Origin of the sequence: Chryseobacterium metallicongregator (genome assembly GCF_031324065.1) — a bacterium.
Taxonomy (GTDB): domain Bacteria; phylum Bacteroidota; class Bacteroidia; order Flavobacteriales; family Weeksellaceae; genus Chryseobacterium; species Chryseobacterium metallicongregator.
Genome location: NZ_JAVIXS010000004.1, coordinates 37563 through 61982, shown reverse-complemented (window position 1 = coordinate 61982; position 24420 = coordinate 37563). Strand labels below are relative to the sequence as shown.

Annotated in this window: 21 protein-coding genes; 9 read left to right on the top strand and 12 right to left on the bottom strand. The window is 34.8% G+C overall.

The genetic code is table 11. The features are described 5' to 3' along the window. The 4 genes from recO to REB14_RS06740 are packed head-to-tail and all read right to left on the bottom strand — an operon-like array spanning position 1 to position 4661. Positions 1-687 (bottom strand): DNA repair protein RecO, encoded by a 687-nt coding sequence (gene recO, locus REB14_RS06755; RefSeq protein ID WP_079240535.1) that lies wholly within the window; start codon positions 685-687, stop codon positions 1-3. Further along, positions 687-2951: a type IX secretion system anionic LPS delivery protein PorZ gene (gene porZ / locus REB14_RS06750; RefSeq protein WP_309521822.1), complete on the bottom strand. Its 2265-nt coding sequence runs from the start codon at positions 2949-2951 to the stop codon at positions 687-689. Before porZ ends, recO begins: the two co-directional genes overlap by 1 nt. A 1-nt stretch (position 2952) precedes the next feature. After that, the gene (locus tag REB14_RS06745) at positions 2953-3903 is read right to left on the bottom strand and encodes a bifunctional metallophosphatase/5'-nucleotidase (RefSeq protein ID WP_309521821.1); all 951 of its coding nucleotides are present in this window, start codon (positions 3901-3903) and stop codon (positions 2953-2955) included. Positions 3904-3905: 2 nt separating this feature from the next. Continuing rightward, complete coding sequence (locus REB14_RS06740; RefSeq protein WP_079240538.1) at positions 3906-4661, bottom strand: 5'-nucleotidase C-terminal domain-containing protein; 756 nt, start codon at positions 4659-4661, stop codon at positions 3906-3908. A 107-nt stretch (positions 4662-4768) separates the two neighbouring features. Between REB14_RS06740 and dapA the strand changes: the two genes are divergently transcribed. From dapA to REB14_RS06720, 4 genes are all read left to right on the top strand, one after another. Then, the gene (dapA, locus tag REB14_RS06735; RefSeq protein WP_079240539.1) at positions 4769-5641 is read left to right on the top strand and encodes a 4-hydroxy-tetrahydrodipicolinate synthase; all 873 of its coding nucleotides are present in this window, start codon (positions 4769-4771) and stop codon (positions 5639-5641) included. Positions 5642-5765: 124 nt separating this feature from the next. Then, positions 5766-6269 (top strand): GNAT family N-acetyltransferase, encoded by a 504-nt coding sequence (locus tag REB14_RS06730; protein ID WP_309521820.1) that lies wholly within the window; start codon positions 5766-5768, stop codon positions 6267-6269. A gap of 294 nt (positions 6270-6563) precedes the next feature. Next, positions 6564-7145 (top strand): helix-turn-helix domain-containing protein, encoded by a 582-nt coding sequence (locus tag REB14_RS06725; protein WP_034693638.1) that lies wholly within the window; start codon positions 6564-6566, stop codon positions 7143-7145. Then, positions 7138-7587, top strand: a complete 450-nt coding sequence (locus tag REB14_RS06720; protein WP_079240541.1) for a response regulator — start codon at positions 7138-7140, stop codon at positions 7585-7587. The genes REB14_RS06725 and REB14_RS06720 overlap by 8 nt, the downstream gene beginning before the upstream one ends. Before the next feature lie 610 nt (positions 7588-8197). Here REB14_RS06720 and recG read toward each other — a convergent pair. From recG to REB14_RS06690, 6 genes are all read right to left on the bottom strand, one after another. Continuing rightward, on the bottom strand, positions 8198-10285 hold the full coding sequence (gene recG / locus REB14_RS06715; protein WP_309521819.1) for an ATP-dependent DNA helicase RecG: 2088 nt from the start codon (positions 10283-10285) through the stop codon (positions 8198-8200). A gap of 163 nt (positions 10286-10448) precedes the next feature. Continuing rightward, complete coding sequence (locus REB14_RS06710; RefSeq protein WP_034693649.1) at positions 10449-10982, bottom strand: thioredoxin family protein; 534 nt, start codon at positions 10980-10982, stop codon at positions 10449-10451. Between the two features lie 41 nt (positions 10983-11023). Continuing rightward, positions 11024-12535 carry a peptide MFS transporter gene (locus REB14_RS06705; RefSeq protein ID WP_079240543.1) on the bottom strand — a complete coding sequence of 504 codons (1512 nt, stop codon included), beginning with the start codon at positions 12533-12535 and terminating at the stop codon, positions 11024-11026. A 23-nt stretch (positions 12536-12558) separates the two neighbouring features. Continuing rightward, positions 12559-13551, bottom strand: a complete 993-nt coding sequence (locus tag REB14_RS06700) for a PDDEXK nuclease domain-containing protein (protein WP_079240544.1) — start codon at positions 13549-13551, stop codon at positions 12559-12561. 58 nt (positions 13552-13609) lie between these two features. Then, complete coding sequence (locus REB14_RS06695; RefSeq protein ID WP_079240545.1) at positions 13610-15364, bottom strand: peptide MFS transporter; 1755 nt, start codon at positions 15362-15364, stop codon at positions 13610-13612. A gap of 134 nt (positions 15365-15498) precedes the next feature. Then, positions 15499-17154: a peptide MFS transporter gene (locus tag REB14_RS06690; RefSeq protein WP_309521818.1), complete on the bottom strand. Its 1656-nt coding sequence runs from the start codon at positions 17152-17154 to the stop codon at positions 15499-15501. A 264-nt stretch (positions 17155-17418) separates the two neighbouring features. Between REB14_RS06690 and REB14_RS06685 the strand changes: the two genes are divergently transcribed. Further along, complete coding sequence (locus REB14_RS06685) at positions 17419-17598, top strand: bacteriocin-like protein (protein WP_309521817.1); 180 nt, start codon at positions 17419-17421, stop codon at positions 17596-17598. A 101-nt stretch (positions 17599-17699) separates the two neighbouring features. Continuing rightward, positions 17700-18506: a GLPGLI family protein gene (locus tag REB14_RS06680; protein ID WP_309521816.1), complete on the top strand. Its 807-nt coding sequence runs from the start codon at positions 17700-17702 to the stop codon at positions 18504-18506. Positions 18507-18591: 85 nt separating this feature from the next. On the opposite strand, the gene REB14_RS06675 is transcribed toward REB14_RS06680, so the two are convergent. Next, complete coding sequence (locus REB14_RS06675) at positions 18592-20721, bottom strand: S9 family peptidase (RefSeq protein ID WP_309521815.1); 2130 nt, start codon at positions 20719-20721, stop codon at positions 18592-18594. Positions 20722-20942: 221 nt separating this feature from the next. Here REB14_RS06675 and REB14_RS06670 point away from each other — a divergent pair, with 221 nt between their 5' ends. Further along, positions 20943-21416: a hypothetical protein gene (locus REB14_RS06670; protein ID WP_079240550.1), complete on the top strand. Its 474-nt coding sequence runs from the start codon at positions 20943-20945 to the stop codon at positions 21414-21416. A 12-nt stretch (positions 21417-21428) separates the two neighbouring features. Further along, positions 21429-21617, top strand: a complete 189-nt coding sequence (locus REB14_RS06665) for a DUF6496 domain-containing protein (protein WP_309521814.1) — start codon at positions 21429-21431, stop codon at positions 21615-21617. Between the two features lie 100 nt (positions 21618-21717). Here REB14_RS06665 and glgP read toward each other — a convergent pair whose 3' ends face one another. Then, positions 21718-23382: an alpha-glucan family phosphorylase gene (glgP, locus tag REB14_RS06660; protein WP_309521813.1), complete on the bottom strand. Its 1665-nt coding sequence runs from the start codon at positions 23380-23382 to the stop codon at positions 21718-21720. A gap of 204 nt (positions 23383-23586) precedes the next feature. On the opposite strand from glgP, the gene REB14_RS06655 reads away from it, so the two are divergent. After that, positions 23587-24384 carry a hypothetical protein gene (locus tag REB14_RS06655; RefSeq protein WP_079240554.1) on the top strand — a complete coding sequence of 266 codons (798 nt, stop codon included), beginning with the start codon at positions 23587-23589 and terminating at the stop codon, positions 24382-24384. Positions 24385-24420: the final 36 nt, after the last annotated feature.

Sequence of the window (24420 nt, the reverse complement as noted above, 5' to 3'; positions counted from 1 at the left end):
CTATTCAAATATCTGCTGTATAATTTCCAAGGAGGCAGGAGTTTTGAAATCCGTGATATGGTAATGATAGTATACTAAAAGACTGTCAAGGAAATCTTTTCTTAAGGAGGAATGGATTTTTGTGGCGTAAAAATCTTCTGCACAAAGTGCTTCTTTCCACAGCATGGAAATTTCTTCATTGAAAAGCTGGTGGCTTATTCCCAGTGAAAAAGTTCCTGTTTCCGGATCTAAAAACCTGCCTTCGCTCAATAAGGGTGCAACACCCTGAATTTTTAAAAAAGCAAGCAAAAACAGAAGATGTGCCTGATAATTTTTATTGGTCAGCTCACTGATAAGATGATCAATACAAGAATAGATCGGAATATTTTTATTCTCATGTTTAAGAATATGACTCAGAAAATCTGAGATAAAGAAAATGACGGTATTAACCTTGATATCTGTATAAATGTCGTTGTTTTTTACCAGTTCAAACTTTGAAACAGACGGAATACCGTTGCCTCGTGATGGATTTACAGAAAAATTGAGCTGGCTCAACGGTTGAAGCAAGGCTTTCTTTTTATTCTTTTTGGAATAAATTCCCTTCAGAAAATAGCTCTGGAAACCTTCTTCTTCTGTAAAACAATGCAATACAGCATCATTTTCCCCATATTTGATAAATGAAAGTAAAAAACCGTTTTGTGAATTCATTAATTAACCACTCCTATTTTGGCGGTAGCTTTATCAGATCCGTCTTCATTCGTCATCAGGACAAAATAAATTCCTGAGGCTACTCTTGTTCCTTTCTGATTATTCAGATCCCATTCATAATATCCTCCTCTTGCTACAGCTGAGTGAACTACATTTCCTGCAGCATCTACAATTCTTATATTGGTCTTTTCTGCAAGGCCTTTTATCGTTACTTTTCCTTTGAAATTAGAATAAACAACAGGATTAGGATATACTACCACATCACCAAAATTAGATGTCACATCTGCAACATCTCCCTGATACGTTACAATACCATTATACGTCACAAAATATACCTTACCTGTTTTCTTATCAACTTTTATATCAGTAACACTATTCGTAGGGAGTGGTGAATTTTCTTTTGTAAAATGTTTTATGGTTCTCTGACCGTCTGAAGACAGGTAATAAACACCACCACCATCAACAGATACCCATTTATAATCACCTGCATCCACAGCGACCTGAAGAATTGCGGATTCTCGGAAAAGTTCTTCACCTAAACCATTCTGCTCTATAACTATAGGCTCCACTTTTGGCTGGGCGCTTTTTATTTCTGTTGCTGCATTAGGCATAATCCTTAAGCCTCCGTCCGTACCGATCCATGCATCTCCGGACTTATCAAATGCTACCGATAAAATTCCTCCCGAACTGTTAAATCCATTAGATGTTCCCAGGATATAATCATTATCATCAGAAAGATTAGTGGCATTTTTATAGTCATATACCCAGAAATTATTAGATCTTGGCAGAGGAGTCCATAGCATGTTTTCATGGTAAATAGTCTTTTGTATTCCATCACTGGCAAGAACTATTTTCTTGATAAGAAAATCATCAGCTGCTTTATCGTAGATTCCTATAGAAGGGTTTCCATCATTGAACCCAAAAGAAACAAACAGATTATTTTGCGGGTCTACAGCAAAACCTACCGGACGTCTGAGGTAAGGCTGTGCTCCCAGATTATAATATTTTACCAGTTCAAAATCTTTGCTTGTAGCATTATATTTCATTTTATATACCCCGTTATCCAACATTGTATAATTGGTAAAGAGTACTTCATTACTGTTATAAGGACTTATAATAGCATCCAATACGTTGATAAAGATGGGACGATTGGGATTACTTTTATTGAAAAATGAAGGATAAATCCACTCTGTACCATTGAAATAATAAAATCCTGGTTCTTGTGGCTGAATAAACGGATGGTTGTAGTTATTGGCTCTGGCACCAGAGGAAACCAGAAGCTGATTATTATCAAAAAGATTGATATTATAAGCAAAATTGAAGTAAGGTCCGGAAGGTTTAAAAGTATTGTTCCCTTCATCCTTAATTCCCGATAATACTGTTCCGCCTAAAATCTTTCCACCAGCTGTTAAAGCAGTATTACATTCTTCACCAAGGCTTACCGCATTTTGCGATACTCCGTTGATTCCATAAGTGTATACTCTGTTATCTGTAACCACAATACTATTTGAAGTCATAACAACATCCCTGATTTTTTCAAAAGTAGTCGGAAGCTGTGTTGGAGTACCGTTGTTATAAATATAAGCTGCTGTAGCCGTTGAATAAACCAATTCTGATTCTGAATCTATGTGTTTGAAAGCTCCCGGAGCTTCCGTTGTCCAGGTAGAATATACAGGAAATGTAGTATTCATTTGATGACTTTTCAATCCTGTATCTGTTACAGAATATACTTTATTCCCGAATATCGTAGCTTCATTACTTGCCTGATAAACACCACCGGACAGGAAAAATGCAGAATCACCAAACTCTTTATTCTGAAGGTTAAATATGGAAACTCCATATCCAACAGAAATGACAGCCTGATTTCCGGTGATAGAAATGTGGTTAATCTTTTTATCTCCATTATATCCTGTAGCAATAGGAATATCAACAATATATTTGATCTCCTGCGGGGTAATCACATCCATAGATCCGTTTTCATAACCAATAAGCCCTGTTTTAGTCTGAGGATTATAATCGAAAGCGGTAATTCCGATGTTGTGCAGACCATTGGCTTTGGATAACTTCGTAATTTCTCCTGTTGATATTGTATAATAGAATATTCCGTTTTGAGTGGCTGCAATGATTTTTCCATTGTCTTCTTTCATTGCTAAGACATTATTGTAGGAAAAAAGATCTGCCCACTTTTTGGATGAAATAACCTGCGCTTTTGTCAATTGCAGGGATGCTAAAATACCAAGAGAAATTATAGAGAGTTTTTTCATATTATGCGGTTATGCTGCTATCTATCACCTGATTGTTCCAGGAAATATGCTTTACGTTTTTGTTTGTATCAAAATAAAAATCTATTCTACCTAAAAGAAGACCTGCCCATCCCACCTGGTTAACAAGGACATTTTTGCCCTGTCTGTTGGTAAAGGTCTGAGGTTCCGGTAAGAATGTATGAGTATGGCCTCCTAAGATAATATCAATATTTTCTGTATTGACCGCTAAAATTTTATCACTTATTTTATTAGGTTCGTCCCTGTAGTCGTAACCGATGTGTGAAAGACAAATCACAAGATCACATTTCTTTTCTTTCTTCAGGAAGTTTGAATAATGCTGTGCTACATCAATCGGGTTGGAATAAACGGTTTCTCCGTACTGCTTTTTACCTACAAGGCCATCCAGCTGGATTCCTACTCCAAAAATTCCTACTTTGATTCCATTCTTATTGAATATCTGGTAGGGAAAAGTTTTCCCGTCAAGAACAGTGTTTTTAAAATCATAATTGGAACAGATAAAAGGAAACTTCGCATTAGGAAGCACTTTTAAAAATCCATCAAGTCCATTGTCGAAATCATGATTTCCCATGGTAGAGGCGTCATATTTCATCATAGACATTAATTTGAACTCCAGTTCTCCTCCGAAGAAATTAAAATAAGGAGTTCCCTGGAAAATATCTCCGGAATCAAGAAGAAGAACATTGCTTTCCTGACTTCTGATCTGTTGGATTAAGTTTGCCCTTCTTGCAAAACCTCCCTGATTAGGATTTTTGGTATAGCTTGCATCAAAAGGCTCTATTCTGCTATGTTGGTCATTGGTATGTAGAATAGTCAGTTTATTTGCAGATTTTAAATTAAGAATTTTTAATTCCTCTGCCATCATCATATTGGGAGCTAAAGCCATTGCTAAAGATCCGCCGCCTATTGCTTTTAAAAAACTTTTTCTATCCATTATTACTTCCCAATAAAATTTAAACGAACATCCGAATTAGCCACCACTTCAGGTGATTTTTTAAAATAATCGATAAATAAATCTCTCATTTTAATTCCTGTTGCAATGGATTCTCCTTTGGCAAAGAATTTCATATTGTCTCCTCCCAGTGCAAGATAGTCTGAAGTAGCAATATAATAATCTTTAGAAGGATCTACTGTATTACCATTGATTAAGGATTTGATTACCTGTCCGTTTTTTGTTTCAATATATAAATGAGAAACAGGATTGTTGACCTGCGTTTTTGCATAATACTCAAAAAGCCCCTGTAAATCTGCTCCTTTCATTTTTACAATAACCACTTCATTTTCGAAAGGCATTACTTCAAATACATTTTTAAGTAAAATATCTCCTTTTCCAATAGTGGTTCGAATTCCTCCGATATTGATCAGTGCAGCGTCTACGTTTTGCTTAAGATGAGTTTTAATCCATTCATTACCTCCTTCAAACGTATAGTCAGCTAAAAGATTACCCAGATTGCTGTTATCGCCCTGCTTGGTAAGATCCACATTGGTATGCGAGATCTTCTGGTTCATTTCTTTGTCCAGTTTCAGCTTATAAGGTTCGATAAATTTTACAAACTCCTCATCATTCTTTAGCTCATTATTAATAGAAATATTTTTCTGGGTCTTTACACTCACAAGCTGCGGCACAGAAGCCGTTTTGCATGCAGTAAGCGACACCAGAGCAATTCCTAGTAATAAGAATTTATTTTTCATAATCTCTTTTAGTATATGCAAATATAACTATATGTATAATAAAACATTATTATTTATTATAAATTCTTACTGTAAATTATTAAATTTGACAAAAATAATTCTAACAGATGAGCATTTTAAAAGGAGTAGGAGTTGCATTGGTAACGCCCTTTAATGAAGATTTATCCGTTGACTTCGACAGTTTAACAAAACTGGTGGAGTACAATATCGAAAACGGAACCAATTATTTAGTTGTATTGGGAACAACGGCAGAAGCCGCAACGCTTTCTGCAGAGGAGAAGAAACAGGTAATTGAGCATATCATTAAGGTGAATAATAAACGTCTTCCTTTAGTTTTGGGAATTGGCGGTAACGATACTCTTGACGTCAAGAAACAGATTGAAGAAGCAGATCTTTCTGCATTTGAAGCCGTACTTTCAGTATCTCCATACTATAATAAACCTAACCAGGAAGGTCTTTATCAACATTATAAAGCTTTAGCTTCCACAGGGAAAAATATTATTATTTATAATGTTCCGTCAAGAACGGGGCAAAATGTAGAAGCAGATACTACGCTTCGTCTTGCAAAGGAATTTCCGAACTTATTCCTGATTAAGGAAGCTTCTCCTAACATTCTTCAGTATTTTGATATTCTGAGAAAGAAGCCTGAAGGATTTTCTTTAGTTTCCGGTGATGATGAATATACGTTACCTGTAACATTAGCAGGTGGAGATGGAGTAATTTCCGTAATCGGGCAGGCATATCCTAAAGAATTTTCTACGATGGTACAGCTGGCTTTCGAAGGTAAAGTAAAGGAAGCTTATGAAATTCATAACAAACTGGTAGATATTACCCGTCTGATTTTTGCTGAAGGTAACCCTTGTGGTATTAAAGTAATACTAACAGAAAAAGGAATCATCAAAAATTATCTGAGACTTCCTTTGGTAAAAGCTTCAGAAGGACTTCATGCAAAAATTAAAGCTGAAATGGCTAAGATTTAATTTAATAATGAACCGACAAAATGGTTTTTAATAATGTTAAAAACTCATCAGTCATCATTGAACAATATAAAGGGTGAAAAGTTTAGGCTTTTCACTTTTTTTAATCATCATAATATAACCAATCATGAAATTACAACAGGCAACAGCAGCAGATATTCCTTTGATTCAGGATCTTGCAAGACGATCATGGGAAAATGCTTATGCAGACATTCTTTCGAAAGAACAAATGGAGTTTATGCTCGCAGAAATGTATTCTGAAAAGGAAATTTTACATCATTTCCAAAATCCAAATTATCATTATTATCTTATTCAGGATGAAAATAATGATACCAGTGAAGGCTTTATCGGATATGAGTATAACTATGAAGAGAAAACCACCAAATTACACAGGATTTATCTGGTTCCTGAGAGTAAAGGAAAAGGATTTGGGAAAGGAGCACTTCAGTTTCTGAATGAGAAAGTTTCTGAAAACGGAAATAACAGAATTATCCTGAATGTCAACAAATACAATGCTGCCAGAAACTTCTACGAATCCCAGGGATACAAAGTGTATGACGAGGGTGTTTTTGATATTGGTAACGGTTTTGTGATGGATGATTTTCTTATGGAATATCTAATTCACAGATAAATGACTTAAAATTTTGTAACTTTATCCTGTAATTCTATAACAAGTGATTTCTTTTTTTAATTCATCTTTGCTTCAGAACCAAATCACTTATACAATACATTCATATGCTTGGTTTTGAGCTGAAAAGCTTTTTATCAGTATATTTTTTTCATCCTTAGTGTTTAAATTCCTGTATTCTAAAATACAGGAGTTTTTTCGTATATATAGTAAAATATTAAAAATATACATCTATTTCACATTTACTTGAAATAAATTATTATATTTACTAAATAATATTGGCTTATATATACTAGGATGAAAATGTATGTTAAATTTGATTTCAATGCCCTTTGTAAAAAGGTATTGGACGAGAAACTTAAAGAACACGGGCTGAAGTACAGATTACTGAACTTCGGTGAAGTGGAATTCTATGAGCCCCTTACACAAGAACAGCACAATCTTTTTAAGAAAAATCTTGAAGATTATGGGATCGAGATCATAGAAAGCCAAAAAAGTGCGCTGGTACAGAAAATAAAAGATGCTATTGTAGAGCTTGTCTTTTCTGATGAAATTATACCGGTGAAAGCGTCCATCTATATTTCTGAAAAGCTGAATCACAGCTATGGATATCTTTCCAATCTTTTTTCAGAAGTTGCTTATACCTCTATTGAGAATTTTATTATTCTGCAAAAAATTGAGCATGCAAAGGCTCTGATCATAAGAAATAAACAAAGTCTTACAGAAATTGCCCATAAGCTGAACTATTCCAGCGTGGCGCATTTAAGTACCCAGTTCAAAAATACAACAGGAATTACACCATCCCAGTTTCAAAAAATTATTGGCAAACGAAGAAGAGCACAAAGCACTGTAATAAACCATAAAATGCAGTATGAATAAAGAATTTCTGAACGTAATTGTAGCAGATAACGATGAAAACACTTTGATTTTTTTTAAAAATATTCTGAAAGAGTTGAAAATCTCTATAAAAGTTCAATGTTTCAGTAACGGAAACAATCTGATGGAATACCTGAATAATGATGATGCAGTAGTTCCGGAACTTGTTTTTATCAATTATATGATTCCCGGAAAAGAAAGCATGGAATGCCTGGAAGATATCGGTTCGAATTCAAAATTCAACAATATGGTAACGGCTATTTTTTCTGACCCCATTCCGGAAAATGAAATAGAAGACATTTTTGTAAAAGGAGCTCATATTTTTATGAAAAAACCTGAGTGTTTTGAGAAGCTTAAAAAGGTACTTACGGAAGTGATTACCATCAATTGGCAGTATCATACTTCTGGATTGAATAAAGATAATTTCATCTTGAAAATAGGATGAATAAAGGATTTGTTAATTAAATATTAATAATTTTTAAATCATATTTATAGCATACTATTCACAAATAGGTGAAAATTTTATAACTAATGATTAAAATAATATAAAAGGCAACTGAATTAATATACAGACATTTGTAAAAGTAAACTAAGACACAAATTTCATAATATAGTAGAAGATACAGATGAATGAAAGTAATTGTTTCTAAAGAACAAAATTATATAAATCACGATGTTAGTTAAACAAAATGGATTATACTAATTTTCCAATTATAAAGCACAGAAGATCTTTAAACAAAACGGTACAATCATGAAAACTCAATAAGTAGTTGGAGATATTTTTATTCGTTTCATTCCCTCATCTCCACCGAAACACAGTTAGTTTTTATAATAAGCAAGTTGGAAAAAAATAATTCATTTTGTTTTTTATAATTTATTTTAATAGTTATGGTTTTAGCTCATTATTATATTGTTATATAAATATTTTCACACCACATCACAAAATATTAAGCCTGAACTATTAAAATAAATTTTTTTTGGACATACCAAAAAGTAATTTCTTCTAAATAACAGTTTTATAAGGGGGCCGCAGGAAGTTTTTTCTGCGGTTTTTTTTATGATATTTTACTCCACTTATTTTTTCCTTTGTAGTATCTGATATAATAATTTTTGATGATCAGATTGTCAGGTCTTGAAAGCATAGGATCTGCTTCAAGTATTCTTTCTACCGTATTTTTTGTTGTTTTGATGATCACCGAATCATTAATAAGATCCAGTCTTTTAAAATCTACCACACCACTTTGCTGAGTACCCAATATATCTCCGGGGCCGCGAAGTTGCATATCCACCTCGGAAATTTTAAAACCGTCATTGGTTTCTGTCATTGTTTTAATACGTGTTCTGCTTTCTTTTGACAACTTATCGGAAGTCATCAGGATACAGTAACTCTGTTCAGCTCCTCTTCCCACACGGCCTCTGAGCTGGTGAAGCTGTGATAGTCCGAACCTTTCTGAGCTTTCAATCACCATTACCGAAGCATTCGGAACGTTTACCCCAACTTCAATTACCGTTGTTGCAACCATTATTTCAGCTTTTCCTGAAGCAAAATAAGCCATGGCAGCATCTTTTTCATCTGGTTTCATTTTTCCGTGAAGCATGGTCACATTGTATTCTGAGAAATAATCCATTACATGCTCCAAACCTTCCATCAGATTTTTATAATCCAGCGTTTCTGATTCTTCAATGAGAGGATATACGAAATAAATCTGCCTGCCTTTTTTGATTTCATCTTTACAGAAATTATACACATACAATCTGTCTTTTTCCCTGCGGTGGGCTGTAATAATAGGCTTTCTTCCTACAGGCATCTCATCTATCACGGAAACATCCAGATCGGAATAAAAACTCATGGCCAGAGTTCTTGGGATAGGAGTGGCGGTCATCACCAGAATATGGGGCGGGATTTTATTTTTAGCCCACAATTTAGCCCTTTGAGCAACTCCGAATCTATGCTGTTCATCAATAATGGCTAATCCCAGGTTTTTAAATTTAACCTTGTCTTCTAAAACGGCATGAGTTCCTACCAAAATAGAAAGTGTACCATTTTCCAGTTCTTCATGAATAATTCTTCTTTCTGCTGCTTTGGTAGAACCTGTGAGAAGTCGGATATTAATTCCTGTTTTTTCCAACAGCTCTTTGATACCATTGTAATGCTGTTGGGCAAGAATTTCCGTGGGAGCCATCAGACAGCTTTGAAAGCCGTTGTCCATTGCGATAAGCATGGTAAGAAGGGCAACCATCGTTTTCCCGGAACCTACATCACCCTGCAAAAGCCTGTTCATCTGAATCGGCCTTTTCATGTCCATTCTTATTTCTTTCAAAACCCTTTTCTGTGCGTTAGTAAGCTCAAAAGGAAGATGGGTCTCATAAAAATCATTGAAGTGATCTCCAATAATCGGGAAAGGATTACCGTGAGACTGTGTTTTATGATGGAGTTTCTTTAAGCCATATCCTAACTGAAAGAAAAATGATTCTTCAAATTTCAGTCTGTAATCTGCTTTATCAAAATGTTCCTGATCTTTTGGAAAGTGAACATTCAGAAAAGCATGTTGTCTTGACATGAACTTGAATGTCTTCATCAGATATTCCGGAAAATTTTCTTCAATAAGACTCGGTATCTCTTTGCAGATATTTCTTAAAGCATTTTGGAAAAATCTTTGATTTAATCCTCTTTTGGTCAGTTTTTCAGAACTCGGATAAATCGGTTTAAGACGGGTGTCGCCTTCCTTTTTTTCTTCTGCTTCAATCTCAGGATGCGGCATAGAAAACTGGCGGTTGAAAACATTAATCTTCCCAAAAATATAAACCTCTTTATTGATTGGAAGCTGTTCTTTCAACCACTTGGAGTATTGAAACCAAACCAGATCTATACTACCTGTTTCATCATTGAACTTTGCAGATAATCGCTTGGTTTTACCAGTCTGAATTTCCTGTACCTGAGTAATTCTTCCCTTCAATTGTATTTCCTGACTGGTTTCTTCTTTGAGCTGAGAAACGGTATAGATTTTACTTTTGTCCAGATAACGGATAGGGTAGAAATTCAACATGTCTTCTACAGTAGATAACCCCAACACACTTTTGATGAGTTTGGCTCTTTCCGGACCTATTCCTTTTACATATTCTATTGAGGTTTCGAGATTCATTTTCAGGTTTCAGGATACTAATTTTCGAATTTTTTGATCCTTATTTCGGATAATAGAAATAAAGGTTCGAATTTCGGTAAAATAAAAAAGACTTCCAAAAAATTGGAAGCCTCTATAGTGAATTTTTAGAATTGAAACAGAAAATCCGTTTCAGAGTTCTCAATTAATCTTTTATTTTAGATTTGAATTTTTTCTGGTAATCCTCCCATTGTTCTCTGGTCTTAATCTTTTTAAATAAATCTTTTGAGATAAGTTCCAGATAAGGTTCCAGTTCTTTGGCAGACAATTCTCCCTGAAGAATGGTAATGGGATCGCCATGTTCATCCAGAAATACGGTACTTGGAACAGCTCCTACATTCATATACTGTGTAAACTCATGCAGAGAATTCTTTCCCTTTTTATGTTCAGAATTAGGATTTGAAAATGTTCTTCCAAAGATTTCAATGCTCTTTTTTTCTTCTGCATTGAACTTTACAGGATAATAATTCTCATTTAAAATCTGAGCAATTACAGGGTGACCATAGGTTTTTTTATCCATGATTTTGCATGGACCACACCAGTCTGCGTAGAAATCAATTAATATTTTTTTGGGACTTTCCTTTTGGGCTTTTAAAGCTTCTTCAATGGTCATCCACTTTACCTGGGCAAAACTAAAATTTAATAAAAATAAGAGTAGTATGCTTAAAATTTTCTTCATATTGTGATATTTGGATAAAAATAAGCATAATTACTTATTTTTTATTTTACATCTTGCATTAATTTTTTCACGTACGGAGATATCAAAATTAATACCACTCCGGCAATTACCGCATATAAACCCAATTGTTTATATCCATCAGTATAAGTGATCAATTCATCATAGTTGGTAGAACCTTCTTTGGCTGTGGCAAGACTTGCACCAATAATTCCGGCAACATACTGTCCATAAGCAGAAGCAAGGAACCACATTCCCATCATCATTCCCTGAAGATTCTTGGTAGAAAGCTTGGTCATGATGGATAATCCGATAGGAGAAAGGCATAATTCTCCAAGTGTAATGATTAGCAGTGCCAGCGTGAAGAAGTTCAGTGAAGTGATGCCCTGAAGATCAGCAAACAGACGGGTTGCAAACAAAACATAATATCCTAGTCCTAAGAAAATGAATCCTAATCCGAATTTGATAATCGTGTTGGGTTCAATTTTTCTTTTGTTCAGCCAGATCCAAAGAAGACCGATTAATGGAGCAAGGAAAATAATGAAGAATGCTCCTCCAGAGTTGTTTACACCATTTGGGTCTAATCCCAGAAGGTCTTTATTCAGGTTTTTAGCTGCGAAAATACTTAAAGAACCTCCACTTTGCTCATAGATTCCCCAGAATATGATGGAAAATATAATGAATACTAAAGCTGCCCAAAGTTTTTTGCGTTCAGAAGCGGTTACTTTAGACATTTCATAAAATAAATAGATTAAGGTTAATGGCCCGATTGTCCACATGAAATAATCTGTATATTCTGTCTTGGCTACCATGGTCATGATGATAGGAACGAAAATTAAAGACAAAACATATACTCCATACTCTTTCCATTTTGGTATTGGAGCGTTTTTTTCTTCTGCTAAAGGGTGTCCCGGTTGTAAACCAATAGTACCCAATGTTCTTTGTGTGAATACAAAATTAATTAAGCTCACCACCATTACTATTGAAGCAAGTCCGAAAGCAATATGCCATCTCATCTCTTCTGCAATGACATTGCCCAGGAATTCTCCTTTACCAATAGCGATACACAAATAACCTCCCAATAATGCACCAAGGTTAATTCCGGCATAGAAAAGTGAGAATCCTGCATCTGCTCTTGAATCATTAGGTTTATAAAGCTGTCCCACCATAGATGAAATATTAGGTTTAAAGAAACCTGTCCCTACTACGGTGAATGCTATTCCTAAGAAAAAGAATTTGTGGGGATCGGTTGCAAGAATTAAACTTCCTACAATCATCAGAAGGCCGCCCCAGAACAAGGATTTTCGGAATCCTAAAATTTTATCAGCAAAAAGACCTCCTACAAAAGTAAAGGCATAAACGAAAGCCTGGGTGGCTCCATATTGAAGGTTGGCTTCTTTTTCATGGAAATTTAGCTGGGAGATCATAAAGAAAACCAGCATTCCGCGCATTCCGTAGAAACAGAAACGTTCCCACATTTCAGAGAAAAACAGGCTCCAGATTTGTCTGGGATACTTTCCTTTGAAATTTTGTATTTCATCTAAAGTTAAGCTCATAATGGTATATGATTAAGTTCTAATTAAGGGTTTTTATCTTTCTGATCCAGTTCAAAACGGATTCTGTCCTGGTCAATAATTTGTTTTAGTTCTTCTTCTTTTGGGAGGTACAGCAGGTATTTGCTGGCAAATAAATTGTTTTTATCATTCAAAACGGAATATTTTACGATAGTCTCATCCTTTTCTGAACATAATAAAATTCCGATGGTTGGGTTATCTCCTTCACCGCGTTTCAGATCATCATACATTCTTACATACATATCAATCTGTCCGATATCCTGATGGGAAAGTTCTCCGGTTTTTAGATCGATGATGACAAAACACTTCAAAATGTAATTATAGAAAACAAGATCAATGTAGAAGTCCGATGTATCCGTAGAAATATGTTGTTGTCTGGCTACGAAGGCAAAACCTTTCCCGAATTCCAGTAAAAACTTTTGAATATGGTCAATAATGGCTGTTTCAATTTCTTTTTCTGAAAATTGTTCATCAGCTTTAAGACCGAGAAACTCAAAAATATAAGGATCTTTTAAAACACTGTGAATAGTTTCCGGAGAAGATTTTTTATGTTCTAAAACTCTTTCGTAAGCAAGCGAATTGATTTGTCTTTTAAGATCCCTGTAATTCCAGTTATTTTGAACGGATTCATTGACATAGTAATTTATTTTATCAGCATTATCCAGCCTTATCAGTAATCTGTAATGGGTCCAGCTCAATTCGTGACGCAATGCGTCAACAATTGGAAATGCGGTGTAAAATTTCCGCATATTGGATAGATTGGTATAATCAAACCCTTTTCCAAATTCCAAAGTGAGTTTTTCAGAAAGTTTTTTCAGCGTATATTTTCCGTATTCTGCACGTTCTTTTCCCTGTTGTTCATCTTCAACAATTAATTTTCCAATCTGCCAGTATGTAAGCAGTAGTGTAGAATTCGCGATCCGAAAAACTTTTTCGCGCGACTGTCTAATGATTTCCTGTACGGATTGGAATAAAGAATCTTCGGAAATTTCCATCATACGAAAATAAAAAAAACCTCTGACTTTGCAGAGGTTTTATTATATTTTGTTGACACAATTAGTTTACACCATGCATCATTTTCTTTAAGATAGGTGAAATTAAACCTAAAATTACAGAAGCAATACCGCAAAGTACTACGAATACCATGAAGAATTCGAATAGATTGTGAATTTCAAATCCTACAAACGTAGGGTTGTGTAATGGAAGCTGAGCCTTATCAAAAGCTGCTACCTGATCAGCTGTCAGTGTTACTTTTTTATCCAAAACATCCTGTAGATTAACTCCCATTTCTTGAGCTTTTTTGAATTTATCACCTGTTGCAGGGATAAGTGCTCCTAATGAACCTGCTAATGCATAACCAGCAGCGTTAGAAATGAAGAAAACACCATATAATAATGAAGCAAATCTTTTCGGAGCTAGTTTACCAACCAATGATAAACCAATTGGAGAAAGACAAAGCTCACCACAAGTTTGGATGAAATATAGTAACATTAACCATTTGATAGCTAGCAGACCTGAGTTTCCAAGATCTTTTACATTGTGTGCAATGATGAAATAAGAAAGTGCGATCAATGCTAATCCCATCGCTTGTTTGAACGGAGATACCGGCTCTTTTCCTTTAGCCCTTAACTTGTCCCAGCATAAACTGAAAGGAACAGCTAAAAGAACTACGAAAATACCGTTGAAGATCTGTACCATTGAAGGAGGCATATTCCATCCGAAAATGTTTCTGTCAGTCTGGTTGTCTGCAATAAATGTTAATGAAGATCCTGCCTGTTCAAATGCTGCCCAGAAGAAAATAATAAAGAATGATACGATATAAATTACCCAGATTCTCTGTCTTTCAACTTTATTTTCTGCAGAAGACATAATTAAGAATGCAAGAGCAATACCAGCCGAATAGATGAATGGATAAATGATCCCTTTAATCAACTGTCCCATTTCTACGGAGTTGAATCCAAACTCACCTACAAGAAGGTATCTGAAAACGAAGAATAAAACAACAAATATTCCTCCGGTGATTCCTAAAGCCTGACCTGAGAATTTAGCAGTTTGAGTTTCTCCTTCCTCGAAGTCAGCACTTGTATTATTTTTTGGTAACCCTCCGATAGGTCTTCCTTCAGGAGTTACTACGTATTTGTTTTTAAGGATAAAGAATGTAATTGTTCCGATTACCATGGCAATAGAAGCAGCTAAGAATCCCCATTTGAAAGCGAAGATATCTCTTACTCCAGTTGCAGCATCTTTTACATCACCTACATATGGACAGATAAACTGACCTAAGAACGCCCCAATATTGATCCCCATATAGAAAATGGTGAAAGCAGAATCCAGTTTGGATTTTTCCTGCTTTGGATAAAGGCTTCCTACCATTGAGGAAATATTCGGTTTGAAGAATCCATTACCGAAAATAATAACGAATAACGCCAGCCACATGATAAGTTTAGCACTTCCAATATCCGCTGAGAAAGTAGAGGCACTGATGAATAATAAGAACTGGCCGATAGCCATTAACGATCCTCCGATGATGATCGCATATCTGTTTCCGATATATTTATCAGCAATAAATCCTCCTAAAAGAGGGGTTAAATAACATAAAGCTAGAAATCCACCATAGATGATCGCAGCATCAGCTTCTTTTATCAATAAGGAATTTACCATGAAGAGCGTTAAAAGAGCTCTCATTCCATAAAAGTTGAAACGCTCCCACATTTCTGTTCCGAAAAGAACCCATAATCCTTTAGGATGCCTGGAATTCTTATTCTCTACAAATTCATCCGGTTTCGGACTCAATGCTTCAATATTATCCATTTCTATTGTTAATTTTTGTTAAGACTGACAAATATAGTTTATTTTGGGTTTTTGGCAAGGTTTTAATTTTATTTTTAAATAAAAAAGCTGCGGGACTCTTCCGCAGCTTAGTTATCTTTATAATATTAAGGATTTTAGTGCCCTTTTTCTGTCATAATTTTATTCAGTCTTTTTAACATAGAAAGGCCTAAAAGTGTAGCAAATATTAACAAAGCGAAGTTCACAAGGAAATAATTCGTTTTGTTTTCGTAATTGTACCATGTACTTGCCAGGATTCCGGAAAGTTTATTTCCCACAGAGTTAGCCAGGAAAAATCCTCCCATCATCAATGCTGTAATTCTTGCAGGAGAAAGTTTGGATACAAAAGAAAGCCCCATTGGAGACAGACATAGTTCCCCGATCGTAATTACTCCGTAGCTGGCAACCAGCCATAGAGGAGAGACTTTTACAGATCCATTGTCCCCGGCCATTACTGCTAAAACCATTACCAGACAAGAAAGTCCTGAAATGAATAATCCTAAAACAATCTTGGTAGGCGTTAAAGGTTCTTTACCCTTTCTTCTTAACAGTGCCCAGAAGCCCACAATAACAGGAGTGAGCGCAATAACCCAGAATGGATTGATAGACTGGAATAATTCTGTATTGTATAAATATACTTTGTTTTCAGGATTTTTTTCAAGGGCAGTACGTTGCTCAGGAGAGATGTTTTTAAAATATACATCTTTACCCATTTCCTTTTTAGTCTCACCATTATCATCTTTCTGAGAACGGAACTGATTGTCATAAACAGGAGTTTCTTTGTCTTCATAACTTTTTCCTTCCACCATATAAATTCCTTCCAATGGTTTTTCAAGAGAAGCAGGAACACTTCTGTCCGTATAATAATTGGCCCATCTTGTTAAAGCCGTACCATTCTGTTTGAAAACAGCCCAGAAGAACATACTGATCAGGAATACAGAAAGTAATGCTCCGATAGAGGCTTTTTCATCAGGTTTAGCTTTAAAATAAAGAGAAGCATAGAAATAAATAACGGGTATACAAGCGAAAATAAAGGCATCCGTACTGTCACTTCCGAAAATATTTCCAGGAATAAACCAACCTATTGCTCCGGCAACGATAGCAGGAACGAATACTTTGATCAGAATTTCAGAAAGCTTCGTATCTCCTTCCTGTACAGGTTTCATCTGAGCAGCGTGGATATAATGTTTTCTTCCGATAGTAAAAATAACCATTCCGATAAGCATTCCCACACCAGCAGTGATGAACGCTTCACCCCAGCCGAATTTATTACGCATGAAAGCGGCAATAATATTACAGATAAACGCTCCAATATTGATTCCCATGTAGAAAATATTATATCCGGAGTCTTTATTCGCTTTATAAGGCTCTTCTGAATAAAGATTTCCTAAGAGTGTTGAAATAGTAGGTTTAAAGAAACCATTTCCAATGATAATTAATGCCAGAGAAGCATAAAACAAAGGCAAATCTTTAAAAACACCCATTCCTATATATCCTGCGGCCATTAAAAAACCTCCAAGATAAATAGATTTAATATACCCTAAAACCCTGTCAGCCAGGAATCCTCCAATGAATGGAGTCAGATAAGTTAAGGCAATATAAGTTCCGAAAATGTCATCAGCAGTTTTATCCGGAAGTCCAAGTCCGCCTTTCATACCCGTAGGCTCAATAACATATAGGACAAAGATTCCAAGAATCAGGTAGTACCCGAAACGCTCCCACATTTCCGTAAAAAAGAGAAAGGGTAGCCCTTTAGGATGTTTAGTCTTCATATAATCAATTTTCAAATTTCCCAAAAATAAGTTTTTAATTTCAATTGATAAAATAAATAATACATGCTTAAATGATTAATGAAATAAATATAAAATTTTAAGTGTAAAGAGTGATTTGAGTTGTTGAAATTAATTTGTACAAGGAATGTAAATAGTGCAAATAGGGGCTTGTACACAGAATATGCAACTTGATTTCTCTTAAAAATGATATTTGTTTTCTAGCTTCGAGATGTCAATATTGACATAATTAAAAAAACATTTATTATGAAAAAATTAAAAAAGATTTCGAGAGAAAAGTTAAAAAGTGTCCAAGGAGGTGTAAAAGATTTTTGTCAGCCGGGAGTTGGTGATGTATGTGCACAATGGGGTCTGGAATGTGGTTTTCATTATACGGTCCAAAACGGACAAGTAGTGGAATCACTAACGCATAACGCTTGTATGTAAACTTAAAAAGTATTTTATATGAGATGTAGTAATGCATCTCATATTATTCCAGTGTTTTAATATTTTCATTGAGTTTGTTGAACAAGATCTTAATATTTACTATGAAAAAACTATTTTTTATTTTACTTTTTCTTTCAAATATTTTATCAGCGCAACTTGTTACGTTTGTTTATGAAATTAAGCATAAGCCCAATCCAGATAAAGAAATTTTTGAAACAGGTAATTATTATCTTGATGTAATTGGGGGGCAGTCTGCTTTCCGGTCAGAAAAAGAAAGATATGCAGATTCATTAATGTTGAAAAATGGATATTGGGAAGGAGGACCAAAAACTTCACTTAATCAGCTTTATATTATCAAGAATCTAATAAATAAGAGTATCACCAAAAGCATAACAACTCTATCAATGCATGATTTGTATAACATTCCCATAAATGATAAGCTGAATTGGGAGATTCTGCCCGAAAGAATGAAAATTGGAGATATGGAATGTCAGAAAGCCACAGTAAAGTATGGTGAAAGAAATTGGATAGCATGGTTTAGTCAAAGCATACCCTTACTGGAAGGACCTTATATATTTCATGGATTACCAGGATTAATCATAAAGATTTCTGATGATAAAAATGATTATGATTTTAGTTTGATAAAGACTATAAATGTTGATAAAAATAAAACATTTTATTTGAGAAAGGGAAAAGAAATAAGTTGGGAAACCTATGAAAAGATACAACATGATTATTATTCAGATCCGTTTGCAGAAATCAAGGCGAGAAATATAAAGTATAAAGTAACTGATGAAAAAGGAAATCCGGTAGAAATGAATTTAAAACAGATGACAGAAAGTATCCAAAAACAAATAAAAGAAAGCAATAATCCCATAGAACTCAATCATAAAGTTAATTATAATTAAAAAGGTTTTTAAATGTTTTAAAAACTACTTAAAAATAGAAAATGCACTCAATTGAGTGCATTTTCTATTTCATTACTTGATTTTATTATAAATTATTAAGGATGAAATCCGTCATTTTCTGATACAACTGAGGTCTCGTCTGTCCACCATAGATTCCGTGGTTTTTATCCGGATAAGCCATGAAGTCAAACTGTTTTTTGTTCTGAATTAAAGCTTCAGAGAATTCCATAGAGTTCTGGAAGTGAACGTTATCATCAGCAGTTCCATGAATCAACAGGAATTTACCTTTCAACAGATTCGAATATTCTGTAGGAGAATTTTTATCGTATCCATCAGGGTTTTCCTGAGGTGTTCTCATAAATCTTTCTGTGTACACAGAATCATAATATCTCCAGTTGGTTACCGGCGCTACAGCAATTCCTACTTTGAAAACATCGGCACCTTTAGTCATTGCTAAGCTGGTCATATAACCCCCAAAGCTCCATCCAAACATTCCGATTCTGCTTTTATCAATATAAGATTGATTCCCAAGCCACTTGGCTGCAGTGATCTGATCTTCGATCTCATATTTTCCTAAATTCATATAGGTTACTTTCTTATATTTTGCTCCTTTATAACCAGTCCCACGTCCGTCCACACAAGCAACAATATATCCTTTTTGTACAAGGTGATTGAACCACATGGCGTTTCCGTTGTCCCATGAGTTGGCAACCTGTTGAGATCCAGGGCCAGAATATTGGAACATGAATAGAGGATATTTCTTATTCGGATCAAAGTTTTTAGGCTTCATGATCCAGGCATTCATCTGATCGCCTACAGCATTGGGAATCGTAATAAATTCTTTTTCAACAAAATTATCACTCTTCAACTTCTGAAGCTGATCGTTGTTGTTCTGAAGTTCTTTTACTGCTTTTCCGTTACCGTCTTTTAAAACGTATGTATAAGGTTTTGCTGCGGTAGAGGATGTCTCAATGAAATAATTATAGTTTTTGCTGAAATTAGCAGAATTATTTCCTTCTGCATTAGAGATCAGCTGAGTTTTTCCGTTTTCAATATTTACTTTGGAAATCACTTTATTAATGCTTCCTTTTTCAGTAGTCTGAACGTAAATTTCTTTAGATTTTGGATTAAAACCATAATAATCCGTTACTTCCCAATTTCCTTTTGTGATTTGTTTTTTCAACTTACCGTCTTTATCATACCAGTAAAGGTGACGGTTCCCGTCTCTCTCAGAAGCCCAAAGGAAGGAATCATCTTCAAGGAATTCAAGAGTAGGGCTGTCTGTATCGATCCATTTGTCATCCGTTTCAGTAAATAATTTCTGAACTGCTCCTGTTTTGGTATTTACTTTTAAAATATCCGAAGCATTCTGGATTCTCTCAGAAGTAATTAAAACAATTTCGTCCGGTTTTGCGGTCTGGAATACATTCGGAATATAATAGTTTTTGAAAGAACCTAAATTTAACTGCATTGTTTTCCCGTTATCAAGACGGTATAATTGTGCTGAAACTACAGAGTTCTTTTCACCTGCTTTTGGATATTTATAACGCATCTCAGCAGGATAAAGGTTTTTCCCGTAAATCGGAATATAGATTTCCGGAACCTGGCTTTCGTCAGACTTCACAAATACGATGGCATCAGAATTTTTTGTCCATTCATATTGTCTTGCATGCCCGAATTCTTCTTCATATACCCAATCTGCCAAACCATTCAGAATAGAGTTCTTTTTACCATCCGTAGTAATTTGTGTGATTTTTCCTGAGCTAAGATCCTGATAGAAAAGATTATTGTCAGATATAAACGCTACTTTTGTAGCATCTGGTGAAAATGTAGGCTCCTGAACCGGTTTTCCTTCATTCAGGCTTATTACTTTCCCGGATTTTAAATCTTTTACATCAAATTTTCCCAGAAAAGAATGTCTGTAAATAGGCTGGCTTCCTGTTTGTAAAAGGATTTTAGATTCATCATCAGAAAAAATATAGCTTTCAAATCTTCCATCCACAAGATTCCCTTCCTTCTGTGAAGTTTTGTAAGAATATTTTGCAATTCCTGAAGGTTCAATGACAAGATAGTTCTCTCCGTTTTTCATAGATGAGATTCCTGCAATCCCTTTTCCACGGTAATATCCTGAATATATTTTATCTAAAGTAATTTCCTGTGCTGAGACATTTTGAAATACGGCAGCAACAGTAAGAGTTAAAAGGAGTTTTTTCATTTTCAATTTTAATGATTCCAAATTTAATAATTCTTACTTACATAACCATATAAAATAAAAATCAGAACCGGATGTCATTTTTTCTTATTCTTTCAGGAAAATGTTTTTTAGTTTTCGAATCTGGAGTAATTGAAAATATTCATTAATGAAATTTCTTTAAAAAGGCAATTTGGCAAAAAAATTGAATATATAATAAGTATAAATCAAATCAAATAATAATTATGGAAACGAATGCATACAACCAGAAACTGAACCGTTATGTATTAAACGACCAGATTGTTTATACAGGTTTTTCCAGCTTTAGTGATGCGGAAGAATGTGCTCATAAAAAAGGAGGAACATTGGTAGAAGTGGTGTTTAGAGACGGAAATGATAATCCCGAAATTACAGATGAAGCGGGTTTGATAGAGAAAAAAATTCATTACTATGTGTATGCAGGCGATGAGTATAAATTTATCCATTCTTCAGATCCGGGATTCAGAAAATATGCGGATGAGCTGCAGAAAATAAAAGCACGAAATGATAAAACCAGTCCGGACGAACGATACTTTGCCAATTTTGAAATTGAAAATATAGAAGACCCGATTATTGTGATCAAGAATGATCATTTTGAATCGGTAACATCGAGAGAGCGTTCAAAATATTTGAAACATGCCTGCGTCTATGAATTAGGGGTATCCCTGCCAAAATCTTAAAAAAATCTGATCATGAGCAAGACTAAATATTCGGAAAAAGCTCAGGACAAAGTAGGAAAAGTGATGCATGAATTCAAGGAAGGAAAACTGAAATCTTCTTCCGGAAAGAAAGTGACAAGCAGAAAACAGGCCGTAGCCATTGGTATTTCTGAAGCACGAGAAAAAGGTATGAAAGTACCTCCAAAGAAAAAAAGCAAATAAATTTCAATAAAAATGCCCGGGAAATTTCCCGGGCATTTTTATTGAAAACTAAAAGGTAAAATATCAAATTTATTGATCAAACTTTTTAGAAGTTATCTTTTTATTTCGTTTCATTATAAAGGATTCGGTAATATTCATCCGCCATCCTGTCACTGTTGAAATGATCTTTTACATCATTCATGGCATTATGTTGAATTTTTCTCCATTCATCAGGGCGATCATAATAGGTGGGAAGAATTTCGTTTTCAAGGATTTCATATAATGTATTTAAATCATAATTATCCTGTTCATAAATGCTCATATTCTGATAATCTGCTTTAGGAACAACGAAAGAGTTTTCTCCGTGCTTGGCAAATTCCGGAATCCAGCCGTCATCCGTTGATAAATTCACAGAACCGTTCATGGCAGCCGTCATACCGGAAGTTCCGGAAGCTTCCCTTGGAACTCTCGGATTATTAAGCCATACATCAGAACCCTGCTTTAAAGACTTGCTTAAAGAAAGCTCATAGCCTGTAAGAACAGCAATGTTTTTATGATTTTTACTTTCTTCCACCAGGGTGTTGAATGTAGAAATTGCTGAGTAGTCCATTGGGTAAGGTTTTCCTGCCCAGATGATCTGTACCGGATATTTTGGATGATTCAGAAGTCTGTAGAATCTTTCCTTGTCGTGCAAAAGAAGTTCTGCTCTTTTGTAACCTGCAAATCTTCTTGCCCATACAATCGTGAAGACATTAGGATTAAATAAATTACCCGTTTGATCAGCAACAATATTGAACAGTTTTTTCTTTAAATATTTTTTACGGAAATCAAAAACAGTGGCATCATTTTCATCTTTTGCATTGTATAAAGGTTTATCAGACCAATATTTAAATTCCTGAGCATTGGTAATAGAGGTGATTTCACAGATTCCCGGGTATTTATTCCACATAGCTCTGGAAACTACCCCATGAAGCTGGGAAACACCATTAGCCATTCTTGCCATTCTTAAGGCACAGAGAGAGTGATTGAAACGGTCATCATCAGATCCTTCAATCTTTTTTACTTCTTCCATGCTGTATCCCGAAAAATAGGACATATCATAACATAATCTGAAACTATGCTTTTCATTACCTGCTTCTTCCGGAGTATGAGTGGTGAAAACGAGTTTTTCTTTAACTTTATTAAGGTCGCCGTTATATTTTCTCAGAAGATGAAAGGCTGCCGGAAGTCCATGGGCCTCATTAAGATGGTAAACCTCTCTCTCAATATTCATTTCATCCAGTAACTTGGCGCCTCCTTTTCCCAGTAAAATATATTGTGCAAGTTTTGTGGATTCATTGGCATCATACAATTTGTGACAGATCGTTTTTGAAACGTGATCATTTTCCGGAACATCTGTGGAAAGGAAAAACATAGGTGCCGTATTGAAAATTTCAGGATCAAGATACCAAACCTTTACCCAAACCGGAGCACTATGGATTTCGATTTGGAATTTTATTCCGGTGTCTTTAAGAAAACTGTACATTTTTCTGGTCCATACAGGCTGTAAAGTCTGATCGTGATTTCTTGCCTGGTCATAATAACCGAACTTCCATAAGATACCAATTCCGATAAGATCCTGCTTAAGGTTATAAGCGCTTCTCATGTGGGATCCTGCCAAAAAGCCAAGTCCTCCTGAATATATTTTCAGTACCTGCTCAAGAGCAAATTCCATTGAGAAATAGACGGTCTTTTTTGAATATTGAGGATTGATAGTGTAGGGTATTCTGAAATTCCTAAAATCCATAAATGTGGGTTTGTGTTTAAAAAGACAAAGGTATTAATTATGAAAATAAACTTTACATTAATTAATCGATAAATTAATTAAAAAACTAAGTATTGAATTGTTTTTTTACTTACCTTTAAGAGTGTAAATTTTTGATTATCAAAAACTTTTAATAATGAAAGCCATTGGCTGCATGTGTTCTTTAATTAAATAAAAAAATCACACATGAAAAAGACGTTTTCTGAAGAAGATCTGATCAAGAATCTGAGTTTATATTACCTGAACCGGCATTTGAAAAAAAAGCCCATAGAGAAGTATCACCGTACCATAGACGAATCTCCGCTGCATGACCGTGAAAAGTACAGAAAGAAATCCGAGATTCTGCTTCTCAATTCTTTTATGCATCACTTCCCCGAAGTGAAATTTGAAAACCTTACCTGCGAGAGTCCAGACTTTATTGCCAAATTAAACGACAAAAAAATCGGAATAGAACTGACTGAAGTAATCAATCATCTGGAAATGAAAAAAGTAGAAAGTACTTTGAATAAAATGTTCCGTCAGGCAGAAATATTATTAGAACAGGAAGACACTACGAAATATCGTGGTGTTTATTTTTTAGAATTCTACCCGGAAACTAAATTTGATAATCTGGAAGTACAACAGGAAAACATCATTAGCATTTATAAGAGCATCAAAAAAAATAAAGGAGTGGGCTGTGTAAAAAGTGTAAGAAAATCTTTCCATCGTAGAAATGTATTTATAACCCATGAGTACAGCATGAATCTGTTTGATGAACTATGCTCCGAAAAGATTCTGGAACTCATTGAAAAGAAGAATGAAAAATTTCCTTATTATGACACCTCTGTTGACGAATGCTGGCTGGTCATTGTTTCCGATATGAATTCTATTGCTTCACGATATACTTTCATTCAGGATAAAGAACATCTGAAGGAAGTGAAAAGTCCTTTCCATAAAATATTTCACCTTGAAAATCTCTGTGGAAATATTACAAGTATAAAATAAATCTAATGTTTTATTGTATTTGGTTATTTCGTTCTT